This is a genomic window from Pseudomonas sp. BS3767 (assembly GCF_900099665.1).
Classification (GTDB): domain Bacteria; phylum Pseudomonadota; class Gammaproteobacteria; order Pseudomonadales; family Pseudomonadaceae; genus Aquipseudomonas; species Aquipseudomonas cerasi.
In genome coordinates this window covers 69,397-95,559 of record NZ_FNCX01000013.1, presented here as the reverse complement: position 1 = coordinate 95,559, position 26,163 = coordinate 69,397, and the positions used below count along the sequence as shown (strand labels likewise).

The following is a 26,163-nucleotide window of genomic DNA, read 5'->3' as shown; positions in this document are numbered from 1 at the left end:
GTCCGTCATCGGGCTACTCCGAATGGGTCAGTGAAGGCTCCATCAACCTGTTAAGTGCTGAAGATTGCATGCAGCCGTGCCTCCGTATTGGTCACGTCCGCCGTTTTAAGCGCGAGGCTGAACGTCGGAATAGCCAAGTCGCTCGTCAACAGCTCCAATCGATGGTTGCTCTTGCCGACTGGAAGGATGCGCCAGGAGCGAATCTCATCCAAACGGAAGAGATGACCGTCCTGACCAACGGGGTAGGCCAGCAACCTTTTCGATTGCAGGTCGACACCAACGTAGGCGTCATTGATCTTCGCGAACACCTCTACCTGCGGATGGAACCCTTCAGCCTGATAGCCGGTAACCATTGTTCTCAGCTTTGCGGCATAGCTCTGGTTTACACGGGAGAACAGCCATCCGCCCCCGACGAAGTAGAGAGCCAAGGCCCAGAACAGCCAACGAATTGGAGGTGCTGAAGCGCATGCGTGTTGAATCAGGCATGACCCAAGCCCAGTGCTCTGCCGCGCTGGAAAGGCCGCAATCGTTCATGAGTGATGTGGAAAGAGGGGGCCGGCGGCTGGACATGGTTCAGCTGAGGGATTTGTGCCTAGTTTTAGGTACCGGACTTAGCAGCTTCACTAAAGCTTATGAGCAAGCTCTGACAGATGGCGGACTCGAGCATTGACCTTCATCAACATCCTATAGATGAGGAATGACTGGATGGGCCACGTATAGAAACGGCCTGAAAATGCATAGCAAGGTTCTGGACGCAACGATGTCATTTTGATATTTTCAGCTGCCATGACGACTTTGGTCAAACCAACGTCATGGACGGCATAAATTGTTTTAGCTGGCAGGTGCTCATTTTTACTCTGCACAATCAAATTATATTAGTGGAAATGATGGTGGAATGATTTATGAGCGAAATTAATAGCATCGGGATTCGAGGGCTACGTAGTTTTGGCTACGAAACCCAATCAATACCGTTCCGAAAAATAAACATCTACGTTGGGAAAAATAGCTGCGGGAAGAGTTCCTACTTACGAACTTTCCCGCTCCTACGTCAATCTGTAGAATCAGACACACGCTTTCCGATACTTTGGTATGCAGGGCATGGGAGCTATGTAGACTTTGGGAATTTTGAGAGCGCCCTGCATGATACTGGAGAGTCGATTCATTTTGATTTCAACTTGACACTTTCACCACTTGTATCCTCTATAAGAAGACATGCAGAAGTTTTTGAGGATTATTATACAACCTCATTACCAAATCAACTTGAAGCCGCATTTGATGTAAACATATCGGTAAGTTTAAAAAACAAAGAAAAAACACTAGGAATCTCGATAAAGTTTGAAATTGAAAATAGCCATGTAGAGCTGAACTACTCAGGGGAGGATGTATCCAGCCTAATCGCAACCAATAAAAAATATGATATAGTCGAACAATTCTCTACCCCGCTGCAAATCTCAAAAGGATCGCTTATACCAAGAGACGTACTGCGTAGACGACAGCTAATCATAAAAGGCTCTAGCATACGCAGAGTAAGTTCTGCCCACCCCATGAGGCAGGAGGCACTTATATCTCTGAGCAAATACCTACAGCAGTTTCATCACAAGTCAAAACAGCTAAAAAACATTCAACACTCCCTAGAGTATTTAGCTCTAACACAAAAAAACCGACTATACAAAAATATAAAGAGCATTTTTTCTTCTGATAAATACTTTATAAGAAAGCTAGACGAGCATAAAAATGAAATATTGGATGTCGTATTCACTTACTTGTTTGCCAAAAACATCTATATGTTTTGGGAAAGCGCCGACGAAGCTTTCAAAAAATTCTACGGTGGGGTTAGATACTTAGGTCCGCTTCGCGCCTCGGCCGAACGCTTCTACCGCCATCAGGACCTTCAGATAGGAGAAATTGATCATACAGGTGCGAACCTGCCCATGGTAATTAACTCTTTAAGCGATGTGCAGAAGGAGGAGCTTACGATATGGATAAAAGAGAATTTCGGCTTTGATTTGCTTCTGGAAACCGCAGGGCTTCATTACGCCCTCCTAATCCGAGAAGAACACGATTTACAGTATCACAATGTTAGTGATATGGGGTTTGGCTACTCCCAGATCTTACCCGTCATAGTTTCGATATGGCTGGAATTAACCAGCGAGAGTACTGAGCCATCAGGCTTGCCAAGTTGGATGAGAGCAAAAGCCTCTAGAAGCATTGTCATAGAGCAGCCAGAGCTACATCTACACCCTGCACTGCAATATAAGTTCGGTCTAGCAATAGCAAAAGTTATCAGCCTAGTTAAAGAAAGAGACTATAACTTCATAATAGAAACACATAGCAAGCATCTAATTGATGCAATAGGACAAAGCATAGCAGACAGTATTATTGATCAAGACTATGTAAATATCACTCTGTTTGAAAAAGGCACATCAGGCGTAACCGACGTAACTCTATCTGGGTTCGATAACGAAGGTTACTTAGTTAATTGGCCTGCTGGGTTCTTGTCTGCATAATTCTATGATTATATTAATAAAGAAATCCCCTGACCTTACTACCGATAAGCACAGAAAGCTTAGAGCTCTAGAAAACATTCTGGCCTCATTTGGCGAATGCCGACATGTGGTGTGGATGCCGGTGCAAATCGCAAGCGAGTTAATGGCGCAGAAAGACTTTGGCGAATACTCTCGTAGAGTGTTGGTGGAGCTCAAAAGTTTTGTAACTGAATCCCGCGGAATTGAAAACTTATTTTCGTTCCATTTGAGCGTTGACTTTGATAACGGAAACCGCCTAGAAATTGAAAATGACAAAGTTTTAAACATCGGATATCTACACCTTACAGACTCTATGCAGCTAAGGAGATCTATTTTATTGACAGAAAATTTGCGAGACGCAGAAATTTTTAAAATAGGGAGTGAAGCATACCTATTCAGCGAGAATCTATATCGTGTTTATGGCATATCTCTGGAGCAAATGCCGGGCGGCGGCAATACTACCTATGACTTGTTTGGGCATCTAGAAAAGAATGAAATATTTTTCTTATGCATAATTGATAGCGACCTCAAACATCCGAAAGGTCCGAAAGGTAGCACCGCTAAAAGATTTTCAACTACACCTATTGGACATTTAAATAAGAGGTTCTTAAAGATCCTAGAGTGCCATGAAATTGAAAATATTATCCCACTCTCTATTGTTAAAGAGGCTACTAATGGCTTAGTAGAAAATGGTCTAATCTACAAATTGGATAGAGCAGCTTTGGACAGGACACACCCAGACCACAAAGCAGGCCTAACTGTATCAAATGCCATAGCGAATGACCACGAGTATGGAAGTGATCACTGGAGCCAATATTACCCTTATGCAGTTGCAGGCAGAGATGTTTGGATCATCCCACCGCTAGGAGAAAATCTCCTATCCAATTGCTTGAAAATTATGGCTCAAGAGAGCATTGGCAAACTATCTGAGAAAATATCTCAAGAACTAGACAGGACATGGATTGACGTAGCTCAAAGCGTCGCGTCTTGGGGTATTTCTATGAGAAGACGAGTTAACTAAAGCATTATAATTCACTGTCCAGTAATTTACGTTCTGTGCACTTTCAAATTCACAAATCAACCAGCCCACAGGCCATCTCTTCCTGCGAGCGTCAGTAAAGCAAGGCACTCGCTAGCAACGGATTCAGACCCACAACGAATTTGACAATACGCTTCCAAACCAAAATTCACGTGGAAAGCCAAGCCCGGTTCGTTTTTAGGGCGAATGCAAGCATATGTTGCATCATGCAAATCTGCCACCAATTTGCCACACTCACCCCGCTAACCAAGGCGAAAACCCGCTAACCCCAGCTAATACAACCCATTGATTTTCCAGCTAATCCCCGCTAACGTATTGACTCTAAACGTCGACTTTTAGGACTCCGAAGGCAGGGGTCGTGGGTTCGAATCCCGCCTGGTGCGCCATATTTTGCAGTCTGGATGTGTCTTGGTATTTGGATAGTCCAGGAAATGCTCGAAGCCCGCCTTGTGCGGGTTTTTTTGTTTTTGGGTTTAGCAATTCTCAAGATATGTCGGCATCCACCATCCGTGAGTATTCCGACAGCCTCCTAATGGTTGGTGAGATCAGCATGTGCGATCCGCGCATCGTCGACTCGCGCAGACACAATGCGGACCTGTTGGATCAGAAGATCAATCGCCGCGAGTCCCTCATCAACAGCCAGTCCCTGATGGCGGGTTACATCGAGGCCATGAACACCTGAAAAGCCGATGAGCAGGAGCTGAATGAAAAACGTCAGAGCCTCAGCACCCGTCTTGAACAGATCAAACAACAGGCCGTAGATGACATGGCCAAAGCGCGTCAGGACGAAATGGATGCTGCTACTGCGTATGCACATGCCGTCGCATGGGGCGACACCGAAGGCGAAAAGACCGCCAACGCCGATGCGCAAAAAGCCGCAAAAAACCTGGCAACCGCCGCCGAGCATGATCGTCGGCAGGGGCTGATCATATGCGCGCTCAAGCAGCAGCTGGCCACCGTAGATCAATACATCGTTGAAGCACAGGAAAAGCACAGAGGCATAGAGCGCGACGCCCTGTGGCTCTCTCAGACGGTCCTTGAGGAGAAATGGAACGAGGCCGCAAAGTCATTGTTTGAAGTCGGTGGAAGGCTCTGGGCGAATTACAACCTGCTCGGCCTTGATCAAGTGAGCCTGTTGAAACTGGCGGTTCCGCATGAAGGCGAAACCGTCGGGAACTGGACGTGGCATGAATTATCCGACCGAGCGCGCAACTACTGCTCGCAGGATCTGATTCAGCTTAACAATATCTCGACACCTCAACAGGCTGCACTCGTGAGCCAACTGGAGGAATGAACGGATAAAAGCCGTGAGCAACATGGCGCTGATGTCATTGAGGGATGGTTGAAGAAATAAGCAGTTTCACCTGAAAAAGGGCCCAGATGGGCCCTTTTTGGTGTAGACACTTTATTGGAAGTACACAGTATTTCTAGCCCATCGCATCAAGATAACTCTCCATAGGATGCGCGGCTCTCTACCTAGCCAGTCACAGTCTGTTCTTGGCCAAAAGCAGTCACTTGTAAAAGCGACAAATGGTTTTCTAACTGTGGCCACTCCACTCACAACCTGTAGGAACCAAGCCTTTCTAATCCACTGGCGAGCCTCGGTTCGGCTGCCCAAGCGATCCGAATGCCTTGTCGTATGTTCGCTCAAATTGCAGCGGCGTCACGGTAATATGCCCAGCAAGAAGCTCGGCCGTTTCAGTGCCTAAGGCATCGGCTTGTGTATGCCTATCCAGCTTCAGCCAGTGATACTGAAGACCACGAGGATCATTTTCTGTGCGTACAGATACACCGCTCAAACGCCCAGATCTTTGGCGTGTCAATTTCAATGGAAGCACGGCGGCCAAGGCGCAGCTGGGGAAGTTGATGTTCAGGCAAACATCCTTCGGCCAGTCCATATCCATGAGCTGGGCGATGACATGTGGCGCATGATTGAGCGCGTTTTCCCAAGGCACAGCACTCCTATCGGCAAAGGACTGGCTCAATGCGATAGATGGTATTCCAAACAGCAAACCCGTCATGGCCGCCCCAACCGTACCCGAGAACACTGTTTCGACTCCCAAGTTCGCGCCTCGATTCACTCCTGACAAAATCAGATCCGGACTGTCGTGGCTGAGCAGGTGCCCGAGCGCCATTGCCACACAATCTCCCGGCGTTCCGTTGACTGCAAAACGTCTGACACCATGAAAGCTCAGCCGCAACGGCGTGTGAAGACTCAGCGAGTGGGAGGTGCCGCTTTGATCCAGTAAAGGGGCTACGACCCAAACCTCCCGTGCCATTTGAGACGCAATACCCTCCAAGACCTTGAGTCCCGGAGCGTTAATACCGTCATCATTGGTCAGAAGAATCCGCTCGAATCTTCGATGATCATTAGGCATCGTTATCCCCTTCGTAATTTTCTGCGGCCGCGTCTCAGAGTGAACACCATCGCAGGCCCATTTAGCTATAATTGCATAGCTATTTTATTATAGGTATAGGTTTATGGATATTTCGTTGTTTCGTGGACAGGTAACTCGATTAAGCAAGCGCCTGCGTCAGGAAGCGCAAAACCACCCCGAAACCTGGTCGCAGATGCTGGTCATGAGTGCAATTGACCATATGGACGGGACGGCAACGCCCTCGAAAATTGCAGAAGCGGAAAATATGCGGTCGTCGAATTTGGCCTCTCTGCTGCGCGACCTAGAAGCTCGCGAGCTAATTACGCGCACTCAAGACACAGGTGATCGTCGCCGCACATGGATAGAGTTATCCGAAAAAGGCAGGTTGGTATTGCAGGAAAACCGTGATCGGCGTGATGAATGGCTGGGCAATGCGGTGCAAGCCTGCCTTACGGACAAAGAACGTGAACAATTGGGAGCTGCTGGAGCGCTGATAGAGAAGCTGAGCGCCTATAGAGGTTTAGGTGATTAGGACAACATGGGCCACGACAAAAGTTCGCTTTGGGTCGATTGCAGTCACCCACCGCCAACGTCAGCGCTCAATGCATCCGCTGGGTGGCTGATATGATCCGAGAATCTCTTCAATGAATATTCAGGAATTTACGATAACTAGGATGAATTGACCATGTGACTTTATCTCGCCGATTTTCAATTGAGCGATAAAGGTCTGGGTCATCAGTGAAATGAGTAAATTCTTTTCCGTCCAAGTGTACGTGCGAAATTATGCCAAGTTTATAAAGAAAGTCGCCTAGGTCTTCAGGCGCTGAATATTGCTTGCCATCAACAGGAGGGATGTTCTCTTTGTCGCGCCCTCGCACGTAATTGAACTCAAGCATTTCTTCTAAGCCAGAGCAAAGAAATTCTTTTTTTGATGCTCTCAATGCGTCAATTAAATTGGATAACTCATCAAATTGATGGATGTGCTCTTTTATTAGATCGTCCCTGCGATTAGCTCCATACTCGGAAAGAATGTAGTCTATGTGCTCGATGTTGATTTTCTTTATTCTCGGATTCTCTTTGGCTTTTTTGCCCGCCATTCGACACAGTTGTCCCATCCATCGAGGTCTGCGGTTCGAGAACGTTGATATAGCCTCAAAGAGCTTGGCATCTTTGTTGTCGCCCCATTCAATTGGCGAATTAAAAACCACGTCTAATATTTTGTTATAGTCCGTTGCGATTTTGAGCTTAGATTCGGGAGAGTCTGAATGTTTATTTTTTATGTATACCAAAATTTTTTGGGCGAGCATGTCCCTCATTTGTTTTTTTGTCCAAACAATAGGGATCATGTACTGTTGTAGCTTGTCAAGGTCTTCGAGATGTCGAAGACAAGACCAGACGTCACTACGAACCGTAGTGCGAACCACAAGCCCTTTATAGTCGAATGCAAGCGAGCGAATTGCGCTGAAGAAAGATCCAACCTTGGCTTGGCTTTCCACTGTATTCTGAAATTTTGCGTCGATGTCGTCAATTAGTAACCAGACGGTCTTATCAGCATGAGTCTCTTGATATCTTCTCAGTAGTGCCTCACTGTTGTTGGGAATGGAGTTTTTGATTTCAATTCCTAGGCCTGGGATTTTTCCAACTGTGCGGGAAATAAGAGCGCCTATCATGTTTTTGCTCTTTGCCCCTTCTAGCTCTGCCAACTCAACCAGCGACATTTCATCACTGGTCAACGCCATGTTCAAGCGACTACCAACTTCGATGAGAATTCTCTTGCAGATAATTTGTTTCCAGTAATTTTCCAGATACGTATGATCCGAACCTTGGAAATTGCCAAGCCCAATAAGCTCATTGCCCTTGACTCTAATGACAATTGGTGTTTGAAAATTATCCGGCTCAGTTTTTAGACGGTATTCAAGCCGAGATAAAAGCGCTGATTTGCCCATTCCTTTTCGTGCGCTTGCTATTGATAACTGCTCGCGCGGGTCGAAATAATCATGGAAATTTGCATTGTCTATATAGTAGGCGTTTAAAATCTCAAGATCTTCGTCTTCCCCTGCGTCATTGCCAAATAATCTTTTATCATCGAGCCTAACATTAATTACGTTACATCTTCCCTGTAATGATTGTCGGTCTAAAGATTTAATACTGGGCTAAGCAGGCTTTAATATTGTGGCGATCTGGTAGCCGCTATTGGTTACTTCGTATATTTCCCCTTTTTGACCTCTTCCAATCACAAGCTTTTGATCAAGCAGTTCTTGCAATGCAGCTTCCCACTTTGCAGTAATTCTGCGTTCATTACTATCTATCAGGTTTTTGTTATTGGTTTGGAGGTCCGTGCCACCTAGGTGGCGCAAATAAAGTATTACCCCTGATGAATCGAGTGATGCTTCATGCAGAAGCATCGTGGCTTCATAGGATAAATCCGGAATATCTGTTTGACTGGAAATCACAATTTGTTGCTCACGATTTTCAGCGATGCTAAACAGCTCGTGACTATTGATTTTTAATTGAAGCTGGCGGTTGAATTTTGTGTGAAATTCAGTGAGAGTTTCGTAGCTCTCATGCAAACTGCGACTACGGCAACTTTCTTTGAAAGATTTTAACTTGGCGTACTGTTCCGGCAGGACTGTATCAAGTACTACAGGTTTGCTCGAAAAGTAAAGCATAGCTGGTCGGCCACTCGCAACATGCCGCTCTATTTCTTCCACTGTACCGCTAGCATATTCACCGGTCGCAGTGCCAATACGTGTCCAGAAAATGCCCACGAGCAAATCACATTTTTGGAGGATCTGCTGGTTGATTATCGCTTGCGGTTCCGCACCCATGTCCGGAGAGGAGTGAGATTCCCAGCCGATAGGGAGCAGGACAATTTTTTGTTTAGCGGAATGGATCGCATTCCACTCAGCGAGTACTTCTCGTACAATGTTGCGTTCTGCGTCGACGTCCCCAGGAGAGGCGATCATTACATTGAACACTTCAGCCGAATAGCTCATGCGGTTCCCTTGCGTGGCAGATGTTTCTTAAATGCGTCCATACTGCCTGCACGGGAGTGGCTTGGCTATCGAATTTCCAGCGTATTCATGATGTTCGGCATCGTGATGGCTCGCCGCATACCATCGTGTGCCGTCGTTTTAACGGGGCGGTTTAGGCCCAAAGCTTTTCAGGAGGCTTCACTGGCTGTCCGCTTTTGGCCGATAGCTGCCCGTCAAGAACGGTAGAAATCGGCCAAAAGCGGTCGCACCATTCACTACATCCTCAGCTATGGGCGACGTCATGCCGACTTCGCACTCGTAGTACAAATACGCCCCACACGATAAACATAACACCTACAACCACACCGCCAACAATGGACGAATTTTTTATTTTAGATCGATCCAAAGATTTGGTTCTTTCTGGATCACGTATGATCTTTTCGCCGTCATCAAGTCCAACCAGCTTGTTCCTCCTAATCCCGCCATAAACTGACTGACGATACCAATGAGCTGTTACGCGCCTACCGGTCAAAGCTTGAAGCTGCTCTTGCGAAAAACATCGCGTCGAGCCACTCATACCCAGAGAGCAACTGAGAACAACAGCCCCCTGTTCATTGGAGATTGACAAGTACTCGTCTCGCCCACCTGTTTTGACGGAAAACGTCCCGACAGCCACCTCCAACTGTTCGGGCCACGTAGACGAAATCAGCTTATCGACCACGACCAGGCACTCAATGGCAAATATCACAAAAATCACGATCAAATAACGTTTTCGCATCAAAGCCCTTCCTGGAAAATGATGAGCACGGCGTGAATCCGGCTGCTTCGCCAACCTCGCATAACATTAGATGAATGTTTGACGGTCGGTTTACTTTCACGATGCCCAGCAGGATTTTGCGGGTTGATGATTCGCATTGAGCTTCAATGCCTGGCAACACAAGCAGCGCACGGGGAGATCGGTCGTAGGCGTCCGCTCTTGGTCGATAGCGGCCTATTGCCCGTAGGGCACAGAGGCAGCGACAGCGTTACACAAATCCGTATTGTTACATCGCATACATAGAAACTCCCGGCGAAGTGTTACAGCTATTTTATTCTTGTTTTTCATGTAGTTAAGCGTTACCGCTACACCTGAAACACCAGTTACACCGCATTTGAAGGGCCTGGCCCCCGCCCCCCTATGAAGTGAGCCCCATCAGCGAATGGAATCCGGCATAAGCCGGGGGACCCTGAGGACTTCCGCTGCATACGGGGCAGGGAACCCGCGCGTCTTGAGTAGCTGACGCTTCCGCAGCTTAGTGAACTGGTGAACTCGGTGAACTCACTCATCGGCTGGTGAACTGACTTCTCATTCCTTCCGCGACTAATCCGATTCAGTAACTGCCAACAGCCTCACCGCTTCCACGGCCAGCGGCCACGCGCTGCATACGGGCTAAGCTGTATCAAGTAGCGGCATTCCGCCATACTGGAGAAAGACAATGGCGTCATTGGGGCAAGGACCGGTTCGTATGAGAAAGCTATCTATGCACGCTCTGTTGGCAATAATCGCGTCGCTTGTCATGACTGGATGCGCCAGTGGCTACAAAAAGTTTTATACCCCGAGTTCCGGCGCAACGCCTGAGGAGATCTCCGCAAATCGAGCTTCGACGCCTCCTGCGACGCCCCTTGTCGAAAGGTCAGCATTCGGAGATGCCGATCAAATCGTCGACAGGTACACGAAACGGGGATACGTGATCATTGGCGAGTCGCACTTCAACAGCGGAGAAAGAGTTTCTGAAGAGGACGCATTGGAGCAAGGCAAGGCGGTAGGAGCAGATTTGGTTCTGGTCTATCTACCGAAATATACCGGTTCCATTACCTCAAGCATGCCGATCACGACTCCCACCACCAGCACTTCCTTCACCTCAGGAAGCGCCAACGCCTATGGTCCTGGTGGCCCGGTCACTGCTTACGGAAATGCCACGACTACCACTTACGGGAGCACCACCACTTATGTACCAATTACGGTAAACCGATCCGACTATGGAGCGGTTTACTTTGTGAAGGGGAGATTTCGCCTTGGGGCGTTTGTGCGCAACCTGAACGACTTAGAAAGGCAACTGCTGCAGACAAACCAAGGAGTCGTGGTCCGGACCATCGTCGATGATAGTCCTGCTTACAAAGCAGATGTCTTGCTTGGCGATATGCTCGTGGCGATTGATGGTGAGAAAATCTCGAATGAAGAGGGCTTTACCAAAATGATCGCCGCTCGGAGGGGGCAAGCCGTCAGACTCGCTTTGATTCGAAATGGCACCCCCTTATCGAAGACCATACAGGTAGGAAAATGAATCATCCAAATGACCAGCTGCTAACCATAGCGAGCTGGGCCGTGTATGCCCATGTGTATGCCTAACTGAGATGCAGTCAGCAGAGCCCTTATAAAACGGGCCTCTGACAGTCCAGTTCAAACGACGCCTGGGCAAGCTATTAGTAATGGCCAGTGGCAGGCCTCCTGAGTCAAAGCCCCCACGAGGGCTTCACAGCCTAGGCCCATTGCCTCACAAGCTGGTAAAACCCAACCCCCTCACCCCAACAACCCAGCACCTCCAACCATCCTCACCCCCCATTCCACCCGCTCCGGAATACCCTGAATCAACTCCCCCCGATCCTCCCCCAACAGCGCTCTAAGCTGATGGGGAGCGAACACCAGATCAATGAATTGACGGGCCAGTGCGTCAGGGTCGGTGGGCTGGTCCGAGCCTGCCAATATCGCCGAACGTACTCTGATGAAACCGCCTTCCCACCCGATGCGGTTGACCTCAGCCGCCAGCAGCGGGGTGCGGTTAGAGGTGGCGATCACCAGGCGCATCATGGCCAAGGTATCGGCTTGCAATGCATGTTCGAGGATGCCGTGGCCCACGTGCCGCAGGCGGCCTTCGAGTGGGAGCGCGGGAGTTGTTTCGGCGGGCCCCAGCAAGGTCGCTACGTGGCGTCGCACCACGGCTTCGAACAGCGCTTCCTTGTTGGCGTAACGGGCATAGAGGGTGGCTTTGCTTGCACCTGCGGCGCGGGCGATGTCTTCGCATGAGGTACCTTCGAAACCGCAGGCCAGAAAGCGCTGCAGGGCGGCATCCAGCAATCGACGCTCGGCCTCGCCCGCCTGGTCTTGCCTGGGCCTGCCACCTTTGGATTTGGTCTTGATCGCTGTCATGGCCGGAAACTTACAGCCCGCTTGTTTGTTCGTCAACTAAACGGTAACGTTCAGTTAAATGGAAGCAGGTGAACGCCGTTTCTACCTATTCATAACGACCAAGGAAGCGCTTGTGAATGACGTGACTGCTTTACCCATTGTGGTTGCTGGCGCTACGGGAGATCTGGGCCACCGCGTCGTGCGGGCCTTGGCAGAGCGCGGTGCCCATGTCATAGCGCTGGTTCGGCCGGGCACTGAACCAGCCCGGCTGAATGGCCTGCGCAACAGCACCACGACGATCACGCCTGTTTCACTGGATGACGCTCAGGGCCTGCGCCGTGCTATTGCCGGCTCGGGTTGTGTGGTGTCTACGCTCAACGGCTTGGAAGAGGTGATTATCGAGCAGCAGGGCAGGCTGTTGGAGGCTGCCGTGGCGGCTGGCGTGCCCAGGTTCATTCCCTCGGATTATTCGCTCGACTACACCCGTACCCGGCCTGGCGATAACCGCAACCTGGACCTTCGCCGACGCTTCGTCACCCAGCTCGATGCGGCCGACATCAACGTGACCTCGATCCTCAACGGTGGCTTTCTGGAGCTGCTCGAAGGCGACGCACCTATCGTGCTGCCCGGACGGCGGGTGCTGCATTTCGGTGATGCACAACAGCCGCTGGACTTCACGGCCAAGGACGACGTAGCCGCTTTCACCGCCGATGCCGCGCTGGATTCCCACACGCCGCGCTTTCTGCGCATTGCCGGTAACAGTCTGTCGCCTGCGCAGATCGCCAGTCTCCTCACCGAGCTGACCGGGCAGCGTTACCGCACCCTGCGCCCCGGCAATATCGGCACGCTGTCCACCCTCATCGGCGTGGTGCGCGCGCTCACGCCGGCCAGTGACAAGCCGTTCCCGGCTTGGCAGGGCATGCAATACCTGCGCGATATGATGAGCGGGCGCGGCAAGCTGCTCAATCTGGATAACGACCGCTATGGCCAACGTGAATGGGCATCCGTGCGTGACACGCTGGCCCGTACCCATGTGCAAGGGAGCAACCAATGACCTACCTTATCGAGCCTTTTCCTCTTCAAGTCCCCCAGGCGCAACTCGACGATCTGGCTCAGCGCCTTGCGCAAACCCGCTGGCCTGATCCCGAAACCGTGTCCGACAACAGCCAGGGACCACGGCTTGAGCGTCTGGGCGCGCTGGTCGAGCGCTGGCGTAATGGCTATGACTGGCGGTCCACCGAAGCCCAACTCAACCAGTGGAACAGTAGCCGAGTCGAGATCGACGGCCTTGGTATTCACTTTCTGCACATCCGCTCGCCTCATCCTGACGCCTTGCCCTTGCTGATGACCCACGGTTGGCCGGGCTCGATTCTTGAGTTCAGGAAGATGATCGGGCCACTCACCGACCCCGTCGCCCACGGTGGGCAGGCCAGCGATGCGTTCCATTTGGTGATCCCGGCGCTACCGGGCTTTGGTTTCAGTGATAAGCCGCGTTCTACAGGCTGGGGCGTGGGCAAAACGGCGGCGGCCTGGGCACAGTTGATGGACCGTTTGGGCTATGGCCAGCGCTGGGCCGCTCAGGGTGGGGATTGGGGCGCGGCCGTGACCACCGCCCTTGGGCACATGCGCCCGCCTGGCCTGATCGGCATTCACCTGAACATGGTCATGTACCAACCCACCGAGGCGGAAATCGCCCAGGCCACGCCTGAAGAACAGCGCATGTTGGCCGACGCGCTGCGCTACGACCGAGAGCTTTCCGGCTATATGAAAGTGCACAGCACACGGCCGCAGTCAGTGGGCTTCGCCCTGTCGGATTCGCCCGTTGGCCTGGCGGCGTGGGTGTATGCACTGTTTCAGGATGCCTCCGACAGCGGCGGCGAGCCTGAGCGGGTAATCGAGCTCGATGCGCTGATCGACGACATCATGCTGTACTGGCTGCCCAATGCCGGCCCCAGCTCGGTGCGTTTCTATTGGGAAGGTATGCGCGAAATGCAACAGCAAGGCCCTGCCCCCGCGATGCCGATCCCTGCCGGCGTAAGCATGTTCCCGGGCGAGCTGCTGCGCCTGTCACGGCGCTGGGCGCAGGCGCGTTTCGACGACCTGCGGTTCTTCGCGGAAGCCGAGCACGGCGGCCACTTCGCGGCCATGGAAAACCCGAAAACGCTCACCGAGCATGTGCGTGAGACCTTCCGCCTGCTGCGTTAATACTTTTGCAGGCGTGCTGAATATCTTGGAGGTGGAGCGCCCCGCTACAACCGGAAACAGTCACTCTCGGAGTTGGCGGATGCTCGGTCGTGAGCGCGCTGTGAGGCAATTTCAAAAAATTACCTCAAGCATGAACCCTGCGAGTAAAGTACCGCCGCCCGAGACGTGGATCCGGGTTTTCCCATGGAGTTTCACCTTGAAGTCATTTAGCAAAGTCGTAGCCGCAGCAGTATGTGGTCTGGTTCTGGCGGGTTGCACCGGCACCCCTATGAAAACGCCGCAATACGACAGCAGCCAATACACCGTCGTAGGTCACAGTGAAGCAAGCGCCACCGGCCTGATGCTGTTCGGTCTGATCCCGATTCGTCAGAACGACCGTTTCGTTCGTGCGCAGAACAGCGCCATTCAGGCCAAGGGTGGCGATGCGCTGATCAATACCCAAGTGCAGGAGAAGTGGTTCTGGGCCTGGGTTCTGAACGGCTACACCACTACGGTTTCTGGTGACGTGATCAAGCTGAAAACCGCTAAATAAGCACTGCCCGTTTTCAGAAAGCCCGGTTCGCCGGGCTTTTCTGTTTCTGGCGATTGGCGGATGCGCTGTCGAGCGATGGAGTAAGCGCTGACATGCATCGTTACCCACCGCCAAAAGGTTTAGCATTCAGCCCACTTTCGGATGTGAAGTTTTCTGCATGACGGCCTTCTACCTCAAGTTACTCATCACCCCCGCGCTGATGCTGGCTATTTCATTGGCGGCAAAGCGCTGGGGTACCGGCGTGGCAGGGCTGCTTTCCGGCCTGCCGATGACCTCGGCGCTGGTCATGCTGTTTCTCAGCCTTGAGCAAGGCACCCAGTTCGCCTCGATGGCGGTGCCCGGCGCACTGGCCGGGCTGGCGGCGATTCAGGCGACTTACCTGTTTTATTTTCTGGTCACTCGACGCGTTTCAGCGTTGACGGGATGCATCCTGGCGCTCGCGGTGTATGGCGCGACGGCCTTTGTGGTGAACCTGTCGGGCTTACTGGCGCTGTCGATCATTGTCACGCTGCTGATGGTTGCGCTGATCGTCGTTGCCACCTCGAAACAGACACCGCCGGACGTAGCGTCATACGTGGCGCTGCCGCGCTGGGTCATCCCGATGCGAATGCTGACGGCCACCCTTCTGCTGCTGGCGATTACCGCAAGCGCTACCTGGCTCGGGCCGGTGATCAGTGGGCTGCTGGCGCCGATCCCGGTGATCGCCTGGCCGCTTGCAGTGTTCGTCCACGTGCAAGGCGGGCGTTATGAACTGGCGGCGATAATCCGCGGCAATGCTATTGGCGCCGTTGGGGTGGTGAGTTTCTACCTGACCCTCAGGTACTCCATAGTGCAATGGGGTGCGCTTCTGTCTATCGCAACTGCCGTTTTGCTGGCGGTCGTGGTGACGGCTGGGTTGGCGCGGTTGTTGGCGAGGCGTTAGGGCTATAGTTGCCCCACAGAAGTCAAAAACACTTCAACCATGCTCCTCAAGGTGCCTTATGAGTTTGATACCCGAACTGAGCAGCGAGGCCAACGTGCTGATATGCGGGGCCAGCCGAGGAATTGGCTTGGCACTGTGCGCGGCGTTGCTTGCTCGCGATGATGTGGCGCAGGTATGGGCGGTCGCGCGCAAAGCCAGCACTTCCACAGAGCTGGCAACGCTTGCAGAGCAATATGGCCAACGCATCAAACGCGTCGACTGCGACGCGCGCAATGAACAATCCCTCGAAGCGCTCGTGAGCGAGACGCTTGATGGATGCGAGCATCTGCACCTCGTCATCAGTACGCTAGGCATCCTTCATCAGGACGGCGCAAAAGCAGAAAAGGGCCTGGCACAACTGACACTCGCGAGCCTGCAAGCGAGTTTCGCGACCAACACCTTTGCACCGATCCTGCTGCTCAAACACCTGCTCCCGTTATTGCGCAAACAACCTTCTACCTTCGTGGCGCTCTCCGCGAGGGTTGGCTCTATTGGCGATAACCGATTGGGTGGCTGGTACAGCTACAGAGCCAGCAAAGCGGCGCTCAACCAGTTGCTGCACACGGCCAGTATCGAATTGAAACGCCTTAACCCGGCCTCTACCGTCCTGGCAATACACCCAGGCACGACTGACACGGAGCTGTCTCAGCCATTCCAGGCGAACGTGCCCGAAGGCCAACTGTTCGAACCGGCGTTCTCGGCGGATCGCATCATTGAGGTGGTAGGCGCACATGGATCGGCCGATAGCGGGACCTTCTGGGCCTGGGACGACAAGCCTATTGTTTGGTGACTTGTTTCACTTGTGAGAATGAGGTCGCTATCCGTCCTCACTAACGGGCTGTTTTGGTCGGAAAGCCCCCGCCGCTACCCCTTCGTCGGATAAGGCCCATTGCTATCAACGAGACGGCATTACTGGCGTCATACCCCACCCCAGTGGACCAACTGCAAGTAAGGAGCACGGCATGACCCAGGTATTCAACATCAAGGACGCCACCAATCCTACGGCGCTTGGGAATTTGCAGGTCAAAAGCGCCAGTAGCCAGGTCAGCAATAACCCGATTGAACTCATCGTGCAGGGCACTCCTGGCAACGACTACATACGTGGTGGGCTGGCCAATGAACTGCTGATGGGTGGGGGCGGCAACGACCAGCTAGTCAGCGGGGGTGGCAACGATGTGATGGTCTCCAGTGCCGGATACGACGGTATGGACGGCGGCGCCGGTAATGATGTATTCCGCTTCGACCGCATCGGCGACAGCTATATCAATGGCGGAGGCGAGCACACCGATTCCATCAGCCATTTTGACCCCGCCCACGATACCCTCGACGTGTCGGCCTTGGGCTATAGCCATTTAGGCGATGGCTATGGCGATACCTTGCACATCCGTAGCGAGCCTCTGCGCGGCATTTACTTTTTGGAAAGCTACGAGCGAGACGGTAATGGTAAACATTTTGCCGTGCAGTTCCTGGCCAGTAGCGGCCTTGTTACCGATGCCAACTTCCAGCCGCTGATCAACGGCACTTCGCACAACGATCTGCTCGAAGGCACAGACGCCAGCGAATCCCTGAGGGCCGGCGCTGGCCGCGACAACGTCGAAGCGGGTGCGGGCAATGATCGGCTGTTCGGCGGCACCGGCGGCGACACTCTGAGCGGCGGCGCGGGTGCCGACAGCTTCGTGTATACCCGGCTCAGCGACAGTTACCGCAACGATGCCAGTGGCAGCTACAGCAGCCGCGACCTGATCACCGACTTCAGTGGCAACGGCCATGACATGATCGACGTGTCCGCCTTGGGCTTCACCGGGCTGGGTAACGGCTACAACGGTACGCTGAAGGTGGTCCTCAACCTGGCCGGCGATGCCACCGCGCTTAAATCATTAGAGGCCGATGCCAACGGTAACCGCTTTGAAATTCTGCTCAGTGGCAACCATGTCAATGAGCTCAACGCCAGCACTGTGCTGTTCGCCCCGCCCAGTGATGCGACGGTTGTGACCACTCCGCAGCCGATCACCTCGGTGAGTCTGGTAGGCGGTGACAAGTCCGACACCCTTTATGGTTACTGGGGCAACGATACCCTCGTCGGCGGTGCCGGAAACGACACCCTCGAGGGTAACGCCGGTGACGATGTGCTGACCGGTGGGGTGGGCGCGGACAAGCTCACCGGCGGCACAGGCAACGACCGTTTCGTGTTCACTAGCAGCGCCGACAGCCATGCGGGCAGCAGCGACCTGATCACTGATTTCATCTGGGGCCAGGACAAGCTCGACGTCGCTGCGCTCGGCGTGACCGGTTTTGGCAACGGCCGCGACGGCACCTTGAGCATGACCTACGATGAAAACACCGACCGTACCTACCTGCGCAGTAGCGAGCCAGGCGCCGATGGGCATGCGTTCCAGGTCACGCTAGCAGGGTTCGACTACACGCGAGAGCTCACCAACGCCGACCTGGTGGTTGCCGATACGGCAGACGTGACGCTCGTGGGTCAAACCGCCGTCGACCTCGCGAGCTGATATCACCTGAACAGCTAGCGTGTGGGCTCCCCTTCCCACATTTAGTTGCCTGGACGCCTACAAGGCAGGAACAGTGAGCGGTATTGATGCTCACTGCTCCTGCATTTTCAACGCGACCAGGCTTGGTTCGCTGTCAAAGCGCTCGCCTTCCGCTCTTGCTTTTCGCTGGCGCGCATTCAATAGATGGAGTCGCCGTTTTATTGCGTCAGGAAATAGACCAATCAAAACTTTCCACTGGCTTGCAGAACAGATGGGCAAAAACCGCTGTTAATTCTGTGCGCGAAAAACCGCATTTTTGAAAATAACCGGAAGCTCGGGCAATCCGGCTTATGGTGTTACTCCCACGTATTGAAAGCCAACCAACCTGCAGAAAATAGGCTGAACTTGTAACGGGCGCTATCTCTCTCAATAACTACGCACACCTGTTTATAAGGAAAACACCATGTCCAAACTCGCAGAATACCGCCAGCTGGAAAAGCACCTCGCCGAGCAACTCCAGGCACTGGAGACGATGAAGGGCGACCAAGGGCTCAAGAAGGAAATCGAGTTCGAAACCAAGCTGCGCAAGCTGCTTGAGCACTATGGCTTCAGCCTGAAGCACATCATCAATCTGCTGGACCCACAGACCTCGGCTCGCGGACAGACCGCTGAAAAGCCTGCGGGCAAGCGTAAGCCGCGCGAACTCAAGGTTTATAAACATCCGAAAACCGGTGAAGTGATCGAGACCAAGGGTGGAAATCACAAGGTCTTGAAGGAGTGGAAAGCGGAGCATGGTGCCGATGTTGTTGAGGGCTGGCTGAAGAAATAAAGCTTTGCCGCGTGCAACTACCGATTGATCGATCTTGATCCTTGCGTCGACTCATTACCGTTGGCGCGGTGGAATAGCCGACGCCGGGAACGATCCGCGGCGGCTATTCGTCAGACCTGTATCGGCTCACTGAAAAGGTACAGCACAATGGACAAGGCAATGGAAAAGACGATCACCGTGGACCAACTGGCTAAAACTGACCTCAGATCAGTTAAAGAGATATGGCTTGGTGATACCCATACTCAGCTATGTCTGTGGCGTGGCGAACAAGTCGTCACACACGACATGCTCAGCGAGGGTACCCACGATCAGAACAATAGTCGCCTGCACTTGCAACTGGTCAACCCTGACGACCGGGCTGCAGTGGCCAGCGTCGAGGCGCTCGTTCGTGAGCGGCTGGAAAGGATGGGCAGCAAGGGTGAGTTTTATCCCGCTGAGAATGCGGATACTCACCAGTAATCACGCTGATTACACGCGATTCTGTAGGGTCCTTGGGCTGCGTTGCCAGACTGTAGATGTGTGACGCAGAGCGTCACGAACTGCATGCCAACGCAGAGCATTGGCACGATGATCATCTGCAATTGCAGAGTTGTTCCGCCTGCAGACACTACCCCTTCAAACACCTTCCAAATCCTCAATCAAACCTGGCCCCTTGGGCTGCCAGTCCAAGCGTTTGCGTGTCTTGTGGCTCAGGCTGCTCATGTCCTTGGCCACAAATGTCGACAGCCAGCCAAAGTGTGCGGCAGCTTCATAGGCGGGCAAGGCCAATGTGGGCAGGCCGAGGTGTTCTCCGATGGTTTCGGCAATCAGGCGGAAGGTGATGCCTGATTCGGCAGTCGCGTGATAACGAGCCCCCGGCTGATGTTTCTCCAGAGCGAGGCGATACAGGCGCGCCGTGTCTTCAAGGTGCGCTGCGGACCACTGATTAAGACCTTGGTCGATATAGGCCGAGCAGCCTTTCTCCTTGGCCTGTTTGATGACTTCGCTGACCAAGCCCTGTTTGACCGGGTTATGAATTTGCGAGAGGCGCATGACGACTATGTTGACGCCACGTTGCAACAGCGCCTGCCCGGCGAGTTCCGATGCGACGCGAGGGTTGGGATGGGCTGGGTCGAAGTGGTCCTCGTCTGCGGCCTGCCCGGGTGCTGAAGAGCCCATCGCCGTGCTGGAGGTGATCACCAGCGGGCGCGCAGAGCCTGCCAGGGCAGAACCCAATGCGTCGATAACGCGAGCGTCGTGCTGGCAGTTGGCGACGAAGTGCGCGAAGTTGTGATCAAACGCCGTGTGAATCACCGCGTCGCACTTCTCCACGCCACGCTGAAGGCTGGACAGGTCTTCGATATCACCGCGATGCGGATCGGCTCCCATGGCAAGTAGAGCTCGATCCCCGGCTTCCGAACGTGTCAGCCCCACTACCTGATGGCCTGCGTTGATCAGTTCCCAAGTGACGTGAGTGCCAATAAAGCCTGTGGCGCCGGTTATAAATATGCGCATAGTCAAATCTCTCTTTGCTGAAGTCGGCAGAGTGCGCGTAACGTTTATCCCGTAAAAGACGTGACGTTATCAGGGTATAAAAACCAACAGGATCATCATGGCCAACCCGCTGGGAACGTATTTGAAGGACTGTCGGGCGCGTCTGGACCCCGCGAGTCTGGGGCTTTCTACTACGCGTCGACGCACGCCAGGCTTGCGTCGAGAAGAAGTTGCCCAGCGCGCCAATATCAGCGCAACGTGGTACACGTGGCTGGAACAAGGTCGCGGTGGCGCGCCGTCGGCTCAGGTTCTGGACCGGATCGCGCAAAGTCTCCTGATGACCGAGCCGGAGCGGCAACACTTGTTCATGCTCGCTTTTGGTCATCTGCCCGAAGTGGTCTACAGCGCACCCGAGGGCGTATCGCCACGCTTGCAGCGTATTCTGGATACGCTCGCGTTCAGCCCGGCTTTTATCAAGACCGCCACTTGGGATGTTCTGGCCTGGAACAACGCTGCTGCCGCCGTATTTACTGACTACAGCCTGCTGCCCGTAGAGCAGCGCAACATCCTGCGCCTGATGTTTTGCAATGCTGGCACGCGTGCAAAGCAGGACGATTGGCAGGCCGTCGCGCGCTTCATAGTCGCCGCATTCAGGGCCGACGCGACCCGTGCCGGAGCCGCCTCGGAACTCCATGAACTCGCTGACGAACTCTGCACCCTCAGCGCTGATTTCGCTGCGTTGTGGCGCGACAACGATGTGCGTTTACAGGGCGAAGGTACCAAGCGCCTGAGGCATCCGGTTCATGGGCTGATTGAGCTGGAGTATTCGGGTTTCGCAGTGGATGGCCGGCCGGATCTGTCGATGATTGTTTATAACCCGGTTACCCATGAGGACGCAGCGCGGGTTCAGGCGCTGGTGGAGGGTTACGTACAGCGTTAACGCGGCTGGAGAGTCTTCAAACCGACTGGAAAGCCATCAGGCTTTTCTGCTACCAGGTCGCCCTCCCGCCCGAAAGATCGAACCGCCATTCCATCACGTACTCGAAAGTGTGTGACCAAAAAAAACCAGCCCTTTCCCTCCATCTGGCAATGCCGTATTCGAAGCCCCGGTACAGCCCTCGCTTCATTCATGATCGCCGCATTCCGACACCGCCGAACAGGTGTCGACCACAACGCCCCGAACCTCGCCAGATGGTCAATCCGCATTCAAAAAGAGTAACCCTATGAGACCCCAAACCTCCTTCATCTTCGACCTGGACGGCACGCTGACCGACAGCGTTTATCAAAACGTTGCCGCCTGGAAAGAAGCACTGGACGCAGAAGAAATCCCGCTTGCGATGTGGCGTATTCACCGCAAGATCGGCATGAGCGGCGGACTGATGTTGAAATCACTGTCGCGTGAAACCGGCTTGAACATCAGCGAAGAACAAGCCGAACGGCTCAGCGAGAAACATGCTCAGGCTTACGAGCGGCTGCAAGGACAGATCATCGCATTGCCCGGCGCCGTCGAGTTGCTGGAGACGCTCGACAAGGAAAACCTCAAGTGGTGCATCGCCACCAGCGGCGGGATCGATACGGCGACGATCAACCTGAAAGCGCTGAAACTGGACATCAAAAAGATCAACATCGTTACGCGCGATGACGTGAGCTATGGCAAGCCTGACCCCGACCTGTTTCTGGCGGCTGCAAAGAAGATAAACGCTCCGATTGACGAGTGTCTGGTGATAGGGGACGCGATCTGGGACATGCTGGCGGCACGTCGCTGCAAGGCAACCGGCGTCGGTCTGCTGTCGGGTGGCTATGACATAGGCGAGCTTGAGCGTGCTGGCGCGTTAAGGGTTTATGAGGACCCGCTGGATCTGCTGAATCATCTGGACGAGATTGCTTCTCGGCCTTGAGTCGGCGTATTCATCATCCCCAACCTCTGTGAACAGCTCAACGTCCCTTATATGAACACGTTTGAGCTGTTACATCACCTTAGCGCCATATTTGTGCTCCCTCAGCCCGGCGAAACACCACCACCCTCATCCGCAACGATATCCGGGTCATCCGAATACACTTCCGGCTCGTCATCTTCGTAAGCCTCGTCGCCTTCCGTGCGTTTCTTGACCTCGTCGCCGCGTTCCGAGCCGACACCGGGTCTGTTCGCATTCATGGCGAGGACCGGGTCTGCTTCACGGTCGTACTGGCCGAGTTGCGGGCTGGCGGGGTCTTCTTTGGGCACGCTGTTTGTGAGTATGTGATCGGTTGTCATGTCAGCCACCTTTTTCGTTTGCCAAAGAAAGTGGACGTGGCATCGGGCTGAGGGTTCGATTCAATCGATGAGCGTGGCGGTGCTCAGCCGCCAAACGATGCGTATTGCAAGGGCAGGCCGGTGGTGAATTTGATCTGCTCCATGGCGAAGCTGGAGCTTACGTCGCTGATCCCGGGGATGCTGATCAGTTGTTTGTACACCGCGTCGTACCCTGCGATGTCGGCTACGACGATGCGCAGCATGTAGTCGGTGTCGCCTGCCATGCGGTAGCACTCGACTACTTCAGGCAGCTCGCCGACGGCGGCGTGAAACTGTTCGAGCCAGGCGGCGTTGTGCTGGTTGGTGCGGATGGCGGCGAAGACGCTGACTGAGACGTTCAGCCGTTGCGGATTGAGCAGCGCGACCCGGCGGTCGATGATGCCGGCCTCTTCCAGCTTCTGGATACGTCGCCAGCACGCGGTACTGCCCAGGCCGATACGTTCGGCGATGTCCGCCACCGAACGGGTGCAGTCGGTTTGCAGGATGTCGAGGATTGCCCGGTCGAATTTGTCCATTAGCGGTTTCCTGCGTTAGTCGCTTTACACTGATCGTTCCTCACGCTCCGCGTGGGAATGCCTGTCGTGACGCTCTGCGTCACCCAACGGTGCGGCCCCTTGAGTTCCCGGAGTGGACGCGGAGCGTCCAGAACTGCATTCCCACGCGGAGCGTGAGGAACGATGGTGTCTGGCTACGATCTGCGCCTCACGCAGCATGACTATCGTGCCAATGCTCCGCGTTGGCATGCATTTCGTGACGCTCTGCGTCACCCAACGGTACAGCCCCTTGCATCCTCGGATTGGACGCGGAGCGTCCAGAACTGCATTCCCACGCGGAGCGTGAGGAACGATGGTGTCTGGCTACGATCTGCGCCTCACGCAGCATGACTATCGTGCCAATGCTCCGCGTTGGCATGCATTTCGTGACGCTCTGCGTCACCCAACGGTGCAGCCCCTTGCATCCTCGGATTGGACGCGGAGCGTCCAGAACTGCATTCCCACGTGGAGCGTGAGGAACGATGGGTGTCTGGCTGCGATTCTGCGCCTGAAGCAGCATCCTAGAATTTTTAATCGTAAAAATCCAAGCGTAAGCGAATATTTTTTCGCTTTGGCTGCTCGTATCCGTGTAAATGTCAAAAAATTTTCGCCTGCGGATCAGTAATCTTTCAAGCAGTCGGTCTGGTAATGCCAGCCCTTGATTTTGACTCGATTACAAAGCGAATTGCCCATGACCACTTCTGCGCTCTATCTGGATTACGCCGCCACCACGCCTGTTGATGAACAGGTCATCGAAGCTATGGTTGCCTGCATGGGGCGCGAAGGTCATTTCGGTAATCCGGCATCCAGCGGGCACGGTTATGGGCAGGTGGCGCGGCAGGCCGTTGAACAGGCACGCGCGCAGGTGGCCGATGCGGTGGGTGCGCCTGTCGACACCATTGTCTGGACCTCCGGCGCAACCGAGTCCAACAACCTGGCGATCAAGGGCATCGCCCATGATGCCAGCGCGCAGCGCCGTCACATCATCACCAGCGTGCTGGAACACAAGGCCGTGCTCGACACCGTCAGCACACTGGAGCGCCAGGGCTTTCCCGTCACTTGGCTGAGGCCGGACGCTCAGGGCCTGATCCAGCCTCACGCCGTACAGGCTGCATTGCGCGAAGACACGCTGCTGGTATCGCTGATGCTGGTGAATAACGAGTTGGGTACGCTGACCGATATCGCCAGCATTGGCGCCTTGGTACGCGAGCACGGCGCGCTGTTTCATGTGGACGCTGCGCAGGGCGTCGGCAAGGTGAAGGTCGATCTGGCGAGTCTGGCCGTCGACCTGATGTCGTTCTCGGCACACAAGGCCTACGGCCCCAAGGGTATTGGCGCGCTGTACGTGGGCCCACGCGCGCATTCGTTGCTGAAAGCGCAGATCCACGGCGGCGGACATGAAGGCGGCTTTCGTTCGGGCACCTTGGCCACCCATCAGATCGTCGGCATGGGTACAGCCTTTGCGTTGGCGATCAGCCAGGCCGACGCTGAAAACCGTCGTATCGAAGAGCTGAGTCGTCACCTGCGCGAAGGCCTGCTGAGCTTGCCGGATGTGCAGCTCAATGGCTGTCCGCAACAACGCATTCCGCACACCCTGAACCTGTGCATCACCCGCAGTGGCTTCACCAGCTCGCAGCTATCCCACAGCCTGGCGTTGTCCTCGACGTCCGCGTGCAACTCGGCCAGCAATGCCCCCTCGCATGTGCTGCTCGCTCTGGGCATGGACTCCGCCAAGGCCCTGGCCAGCGTGCGTGTCAGCCTTGGCCGCTATACCACGCAGGCAGATGTCGAGCGGGCCATCGAGGTGTTCAGCAAGGCGCTCAGCGCACCTGCTGCGTTCTGGTAATTCACCATGCCTACTGGCCGCCCTAATCCCGGGCGGCTCTCTCCCGGCGCACCCGCGCCACTCTGCCGAGTTGATACCCGCCAGGGTCTATGACTGCGCCTTGCAGCCGCAAAAACTCGTCTTCAGATGAAAATGTACCCCTCCAGATACAAAAAGACACAAATTGGCACAGATCTTTCAAGTGGAACGGTCGTGCCATAAACCAATGGTGCACGCTGCATTCATGGGGTGCCTACACGCACCAAAGTGCAGTTCACGGACGTCAGAGCGTCCACAAACAGTGCAGGGGAGCAGACCACAAGTCTCGCTGCCCGCCAGGAAAGGAATCTAGCTGTGCCCTATCAGTCTTGCGTCAGACCACCGTTACGCTGGCAATTCACACCTTGGGCATCACCTGCCTCAAGCGATGCCGGCACGGCCGCTTCAACCTTGTCCCGATCTGCGCGCTGTTATTCGACCGCCCTGCACGTCTGGACTTAAGACATTTCGCGTGTGCCTTGAATGTTCTGATGATGAATCAGCGCCTTGCACGCCTGTGCGCGTCATTAAGTACACACGGGGTTGTTTTTAATTAAAAGACGGTCGACCTATAAAGAGTGTCCGACACTTTATTTTGAGTGGTTTCATTTTGCCACCATCTAAAAGGGTGGCGTTTATTTCAATAACCGCAACTGTCCACACAACCGCCGTACCCACACGGAGTATTGTTTTTATGAGGCGCTGATCAACTAACGCACCAACGTGGTCCTCGTGACACAGTATTGGTGCATTTAAAAAAGTGACTTGCAGGTCATGATTTTCGAACGCGTCTGCTCAAGCAGAGGGTCATTGTTTGCCTGTTTTTTTGTTCAAGGTCTTATTCATATCTGCCGCTTTGAAGTCAACGAAATCGGGAATCGATAAATAGTTATACGAATGC

The 26,163-nt window shown here is 53.9% G+C and carries 25 protein-coding genes and 2 pseudogenes; 18 read left to right on the top strand and 9 right to left on the bottom strand.

Annotation, left to right across the window (positions count from 1 at the left end):
• Window positions 1–50 precede the first annotated feature (50 nt).
• Window positions 51–428 (bottom strand): hypothetical protein, encoded by a 378-nt coding sequence (locus tag BLR16_RS26915; protein WP_241689286.1) that lies wholly within the window; start codon window positions 426–428, stop codon window positions 51–53.
• Between the two features lie 38 nt (window positions 429–466).
• Between BLR16_RS26915 and BLR16_RS26910 the strand changes: the two genes are divergently transcribed.
• The 4 genes and pseudogenes from BLR16_RS26910 (at window position 467) to BLR16_RS26895 (ending at window position 4,858) form a co-directional block, all read left to right on the top strand.
• Entirely contained in the window at window positions 467–670 is a 204-nt protein-coding gene (locus BLR16_RS26910) for a helix-turn-helix domain-containing protein (RefSeq protein WP_092194649.1), read from the top strand.
• A 232-nt stretch (window positions 671–902) separates the two neighbouring features.
• A complete protein-coding gene (locus BLR16_RS26905; RefSeq protein ID WP_092194639.1) occupies window positions 903–2,507 on the top strand; it encodes an AAA family ATPase in 1,605 nt (534 codons plus the stop codon).
• A 115-nt stretch (window positions 2,508–2,622) separates the two neighbouring features.
• Window positions 2,623–3,546, top strand: coding sequence for a hypothetical protein (locus BLR16_RS26900; protein WP_092194637.1), 924 nt, complete (start codon window positions 2,623–2,625; stop codon window positions 3,544–3,546).
• A gap of 550 nt (window positions 3,547–4,096) precedes the next feature.
• Window positions 4,097–4,858: pseudogene (locus BLR16_RS26895) on the top strand (chromosome segregation protein SMC).
• 289 nt (window positions 4,859–5,147) lie between these two features.
• On the opposite strand, the gene surE reads toward BLR16_RS26895, so the two are convergent.
• Window positions 5,148–5,942, bottom strand: coding sequence for a 5'/3'-nucleotidase SurE (surE, locus tag BLR16_RS26890; RefSeq protein WP_092194635.1), 795 nt, complete (start codon window positions 5,940–5,942; stop codon window positions 5,148–5,150).
• 103 nt (window positions 5,943–6,045) lie between these two features.
• On the opposite strand from surE, the gene BLR16_RS26885 reads away from it, so the two are divergent.
• Window positions 6,046–6,474, top strand: a complete 429-nt coding sequence (locus tag BLR16_RS26885) for a MarR family winged helix-turn-helix transcriptional regulator (protein WP_092194633.1) — start codon at window positions 6,046–6,048, stop codon at window positions 6,472–6,474.
• A 109-nt stretch (window positions 6,475–6,583) separates the two neighbouring features.
• On the opposite strand, the gene BLR16_RS26880 is transcribed toward BLR16_RS26885, so the two are convergent.
• The 3 genes from BLR16_RS26880 to BLR16_RS26870 form a co-directional block, all read right to left on the bottom strand.
• A complete protein-coding gene (locus BLR16_RS26880) occupies window positions 6,584–8,044 on the bottom strand; it encodes a P-loop ATPase, Sll1717 family (protein ID WP_371125129.1) in 1,461 nt (486 codons plus the stop codon).
• A gap of 51 nt (window positions 8,045–8,095) precedes the next feature.
• A complete protein-coding gene (locus BLR16_RS26875; protein ID WP_092194629.1) occupies window positions 8,096–8,938 on the bottom strand; it encodes a DUF4062 domain-containing protein in 843 nt (280 codons plus the stop codon).
• A gap of 262 nt (window positions 8,939–9,200) precedes the next feature.
• Window positions 9,201–9,695, bottom strand: a complete 495-nt coding sequence (locus BLR16_RS26870; RefSeq protein ID WP_092194627.1) for a hypothetical protein — start codon at window positions 9,693–9,695, stop codon at window positions 9,201–9,203.
• Between the two features lie 727 nt (window positions 9,696–10,422).
• On the opposite strand from BLR16_RS26870, the gene BLR16_RS26865 reads away from it, so the two are divergent.
• Entirely contained in the window at window positions 10,423–11,241 is an 819-nt protein-coding gene (locus tag BLR16_RS26865; RefSeq protein WP_241689287.1) for a PDZ domain-containing protein, read from the top strand.
• Between the two features lie 236 nt (window positions 11,242–11,477).
• On the opposite strand, the gene BLR16_RS26860 is transcribed toward BLR16_RS26865, so the two are convergent.
• Window positions 11,478–12,104 carry a TetR/AcrR family transcriptional regulator gene (locus tag BLR16_RS26860; RefSeq protein WP_074809246.1) on the bottom strand — a complete coding sequence of 209 codons (627 nt, stop codon included), beginning with the start codon at window positions 12,102–12,104 and terminating at the stop codon, window positions 11,478–11,480.
• Window positions 12,105–12,216: 112 nt separating this feature from the next.
• On the opposite strand from BLR16_RS26860, the gene BLR16_RS26855 reads away from it, so the two are divergent.
• The 8 genes from BLR16_RS26855 to BLR16_RS26820 all read left to right on the top strand — a co-directional run bounded on the left by BLR16_RS26855 (window position 12,217) and on the right by BLR16_RS26820 (window position 19,558).
• Entirely contained in the window at window positions 12,217–13,137 is a 921-nt protein-coding gene (locus BLR16_RS26855; RefSeq protein ID WP_074809279.1) for an NmrA family NAD(P)-binding protein, read from the top strand.
• Window positions 13,134–14,288 (top strand): epoxide hydrolase family protein, encoded by a 1,155-nt coding sequence (locus BLR16_RS26850; RefSeq protein WP_074809244.1) that lies wholly within the window; start codon window positions 13,134–13,136, stop codon window positions 14,286–14,288. The genes BLR16_RS26855 and BLR16_RS26850 overlap by 4 nt, the downstream gene beginning before the upstream one ends.
• Before the next feature lie 196 nt (window positions 14,289–14,484).
• Window positions 14,485–14,820 (top strand): hypothetical protein, encoded by a 336-nt coding sequence (locus BLR16_RS26845; RefSeq protein ID WP_005745763.1) that lies wholly within the window; start codon window positions 14,485–14,487, stop codon window positions 14,818–14,820.
• 157 nt (window positions 14,821–14,977) lie between these two features.
• The gene (locus tag BLR16_RS26840) at window positions 14,978–15,742 is read left to right on the top strand and encodes a hypothetical protein (protein ID WP_074809240.1); all 765 of its coding nucleotides are present in this window, start codon (window positions 14,978–14,980) and stop codon (window positions 15,740–15,742) included.
• A gap of 58 nt (window positions 15,743–15,800) precedes the next feature.
• Window positions 15,801–16,571 (top strand): SDR family NAD(P)-dependent oxidoreductase, encoded by a 771-nt coding sequence (locus tag BLR16_RS26835; protein WP_074809239.1) that lies wholly within the window; start codon window positions 15,801–15,803, stop codon window positions 16,569–16,571.
• Between the two features lie 172 nt (window positions 16,572–16,743).
• The gene (locus BLR16_RS29110) at window positions 16,744–18,291 is read left to right on the top strand and encodes a M10 family metallopeptidase C-terminal domain-containing protein (RefSeq protein ID WP_054082325.1); all 1,548 of its coding nucleotides are present in this window, start codon (window positions 16,744–16,746) and stop codon (window positions 18,289–18,291) included.
• 442 nt (window positions 18,292–18,733) lie between these two features.
• Window positions 18,734–19,099, top strand: a complete 366-nt coding sequence (locus BLR16_RS26825; RefSeq protein WP_003435103.1) for a histone-like nucleoid-structuring protein, MvaT/MvaU family — start codon at window positions 18,734–18,736, stop codon at window positions 19,097–19,099.
• A 159-nt stretch (window positions 19,100–19,258) separates the two neighbouring features.
• On the top strand, window positions 19,259–19,558 hold the full coding sequence (locus tag BLR16_RS26820) for a hypothetical protein (protein WP_002555839.1): 300 nt from the start codon (window positions 19,259–19,261) through the stop codon (window positions 19,556–19,558).
• A gap of 156 nt (window positions 19,559–19,714) precedes the next feature.
• Here BLR16_RS26820 and BLR16_RS26815 read toward each other — a convergent pair whose 3' ends face one another.
• Window positions 19,715–20,593, bottom strand: coding sequence for an SDR family oxidoreductase (locus BLR16_RS26815; protein ID WP_074809237.1), 879 nt, complete (start codon window positions 20,591–20,593; stop codon window positions 19,715–19,717).
• A gap of 97 nt (window positions 20,594–20,690) precedes the next feature.
• On the opposite strand from BLR16_RS26815, the gene BLR16_RS26810 reads away from it, so the two are divergent.
• The 3 genes and pseudogenes from BLR16_RS26810 to BLR16_RS29025 form a co-directional block, all read left to right on the top strand.
• Complete coding sequence (locus BLR16_RS26810; RefSeq protein WP_074809236.1) at window positions 20,691–21,512, top strand: helix-turn-helix transcriptional regulator; 822 nt, start codon at window positions 20,691–20,693, stop codon at window positions 21,510–21,512.
• A 283-nt stretch (window positions 21,513–21,795) separates the two neighbouring features.
• On the top strand, window positions 21,796–22,470 hold the full coding sequence (locus BLR16_RS26800; protein ID WP_003435091.1) for an HAD family hydrolase: 675 nt from the start codon (window positions 21,796–21,798) through the stop codon (window positions 22,468–22,470).
• A 9-nt stretch (window positions 22,471–22,479) separates the two neighbouring features.
• Window positions 22,480–22,653 (top strand): annotated as a pseudogene (locus tag BLR16_RS29025) (DUF4411 domain-containing protein); the annotation flags it as partial.
• Here the strand turns inward: BLR16_RS29025 and BLR16_RS26795 are convergent.
• Entirely contained in the window at window positions 22,572–22,826 is a 255-nt protein-coding gene (locus tag BLR16_RS26795; protein ID WP_003367627.1) for a hypothetical protein, read from the bottom strand. The pseudogene BLR16_RS29025 and the gene BLR16_RS26795 sit on opposite strands and share 82 nt — an antisense overlap.
• 83 nt (window positions 22,827–22,909) lie before the next feature.
• Entirely contained in the window at window positions 22,910–23,380 is a 471-nt protein-coding gene (locus BLR16_RS26790) for an Lrp/AsnC family transcriptional regulator (RefSeq protein ID WP_002555835.1), read from the bottom strand.
• A gap of 709 nt (window positions 23,381–24,089) precedes the next feature.
• On the opposite strand from BLR16_RS26790, the gene BLR16_RS26780 reads away from it, so the two are divergent.
• Window positions 24,090–25,244: a cysteine desulfurase family protein gene (locus tag BLR16_RS26780; protein WP_044310391.1), complete on the top strand. Its 1,155-nt coding sequence runs from the start codon at window positions 24,090–24,092 to the stop codon at window positions 25,242–25,244.
• Window positions 25,245–26,163 lie beyond the last annotated feature (919 nt).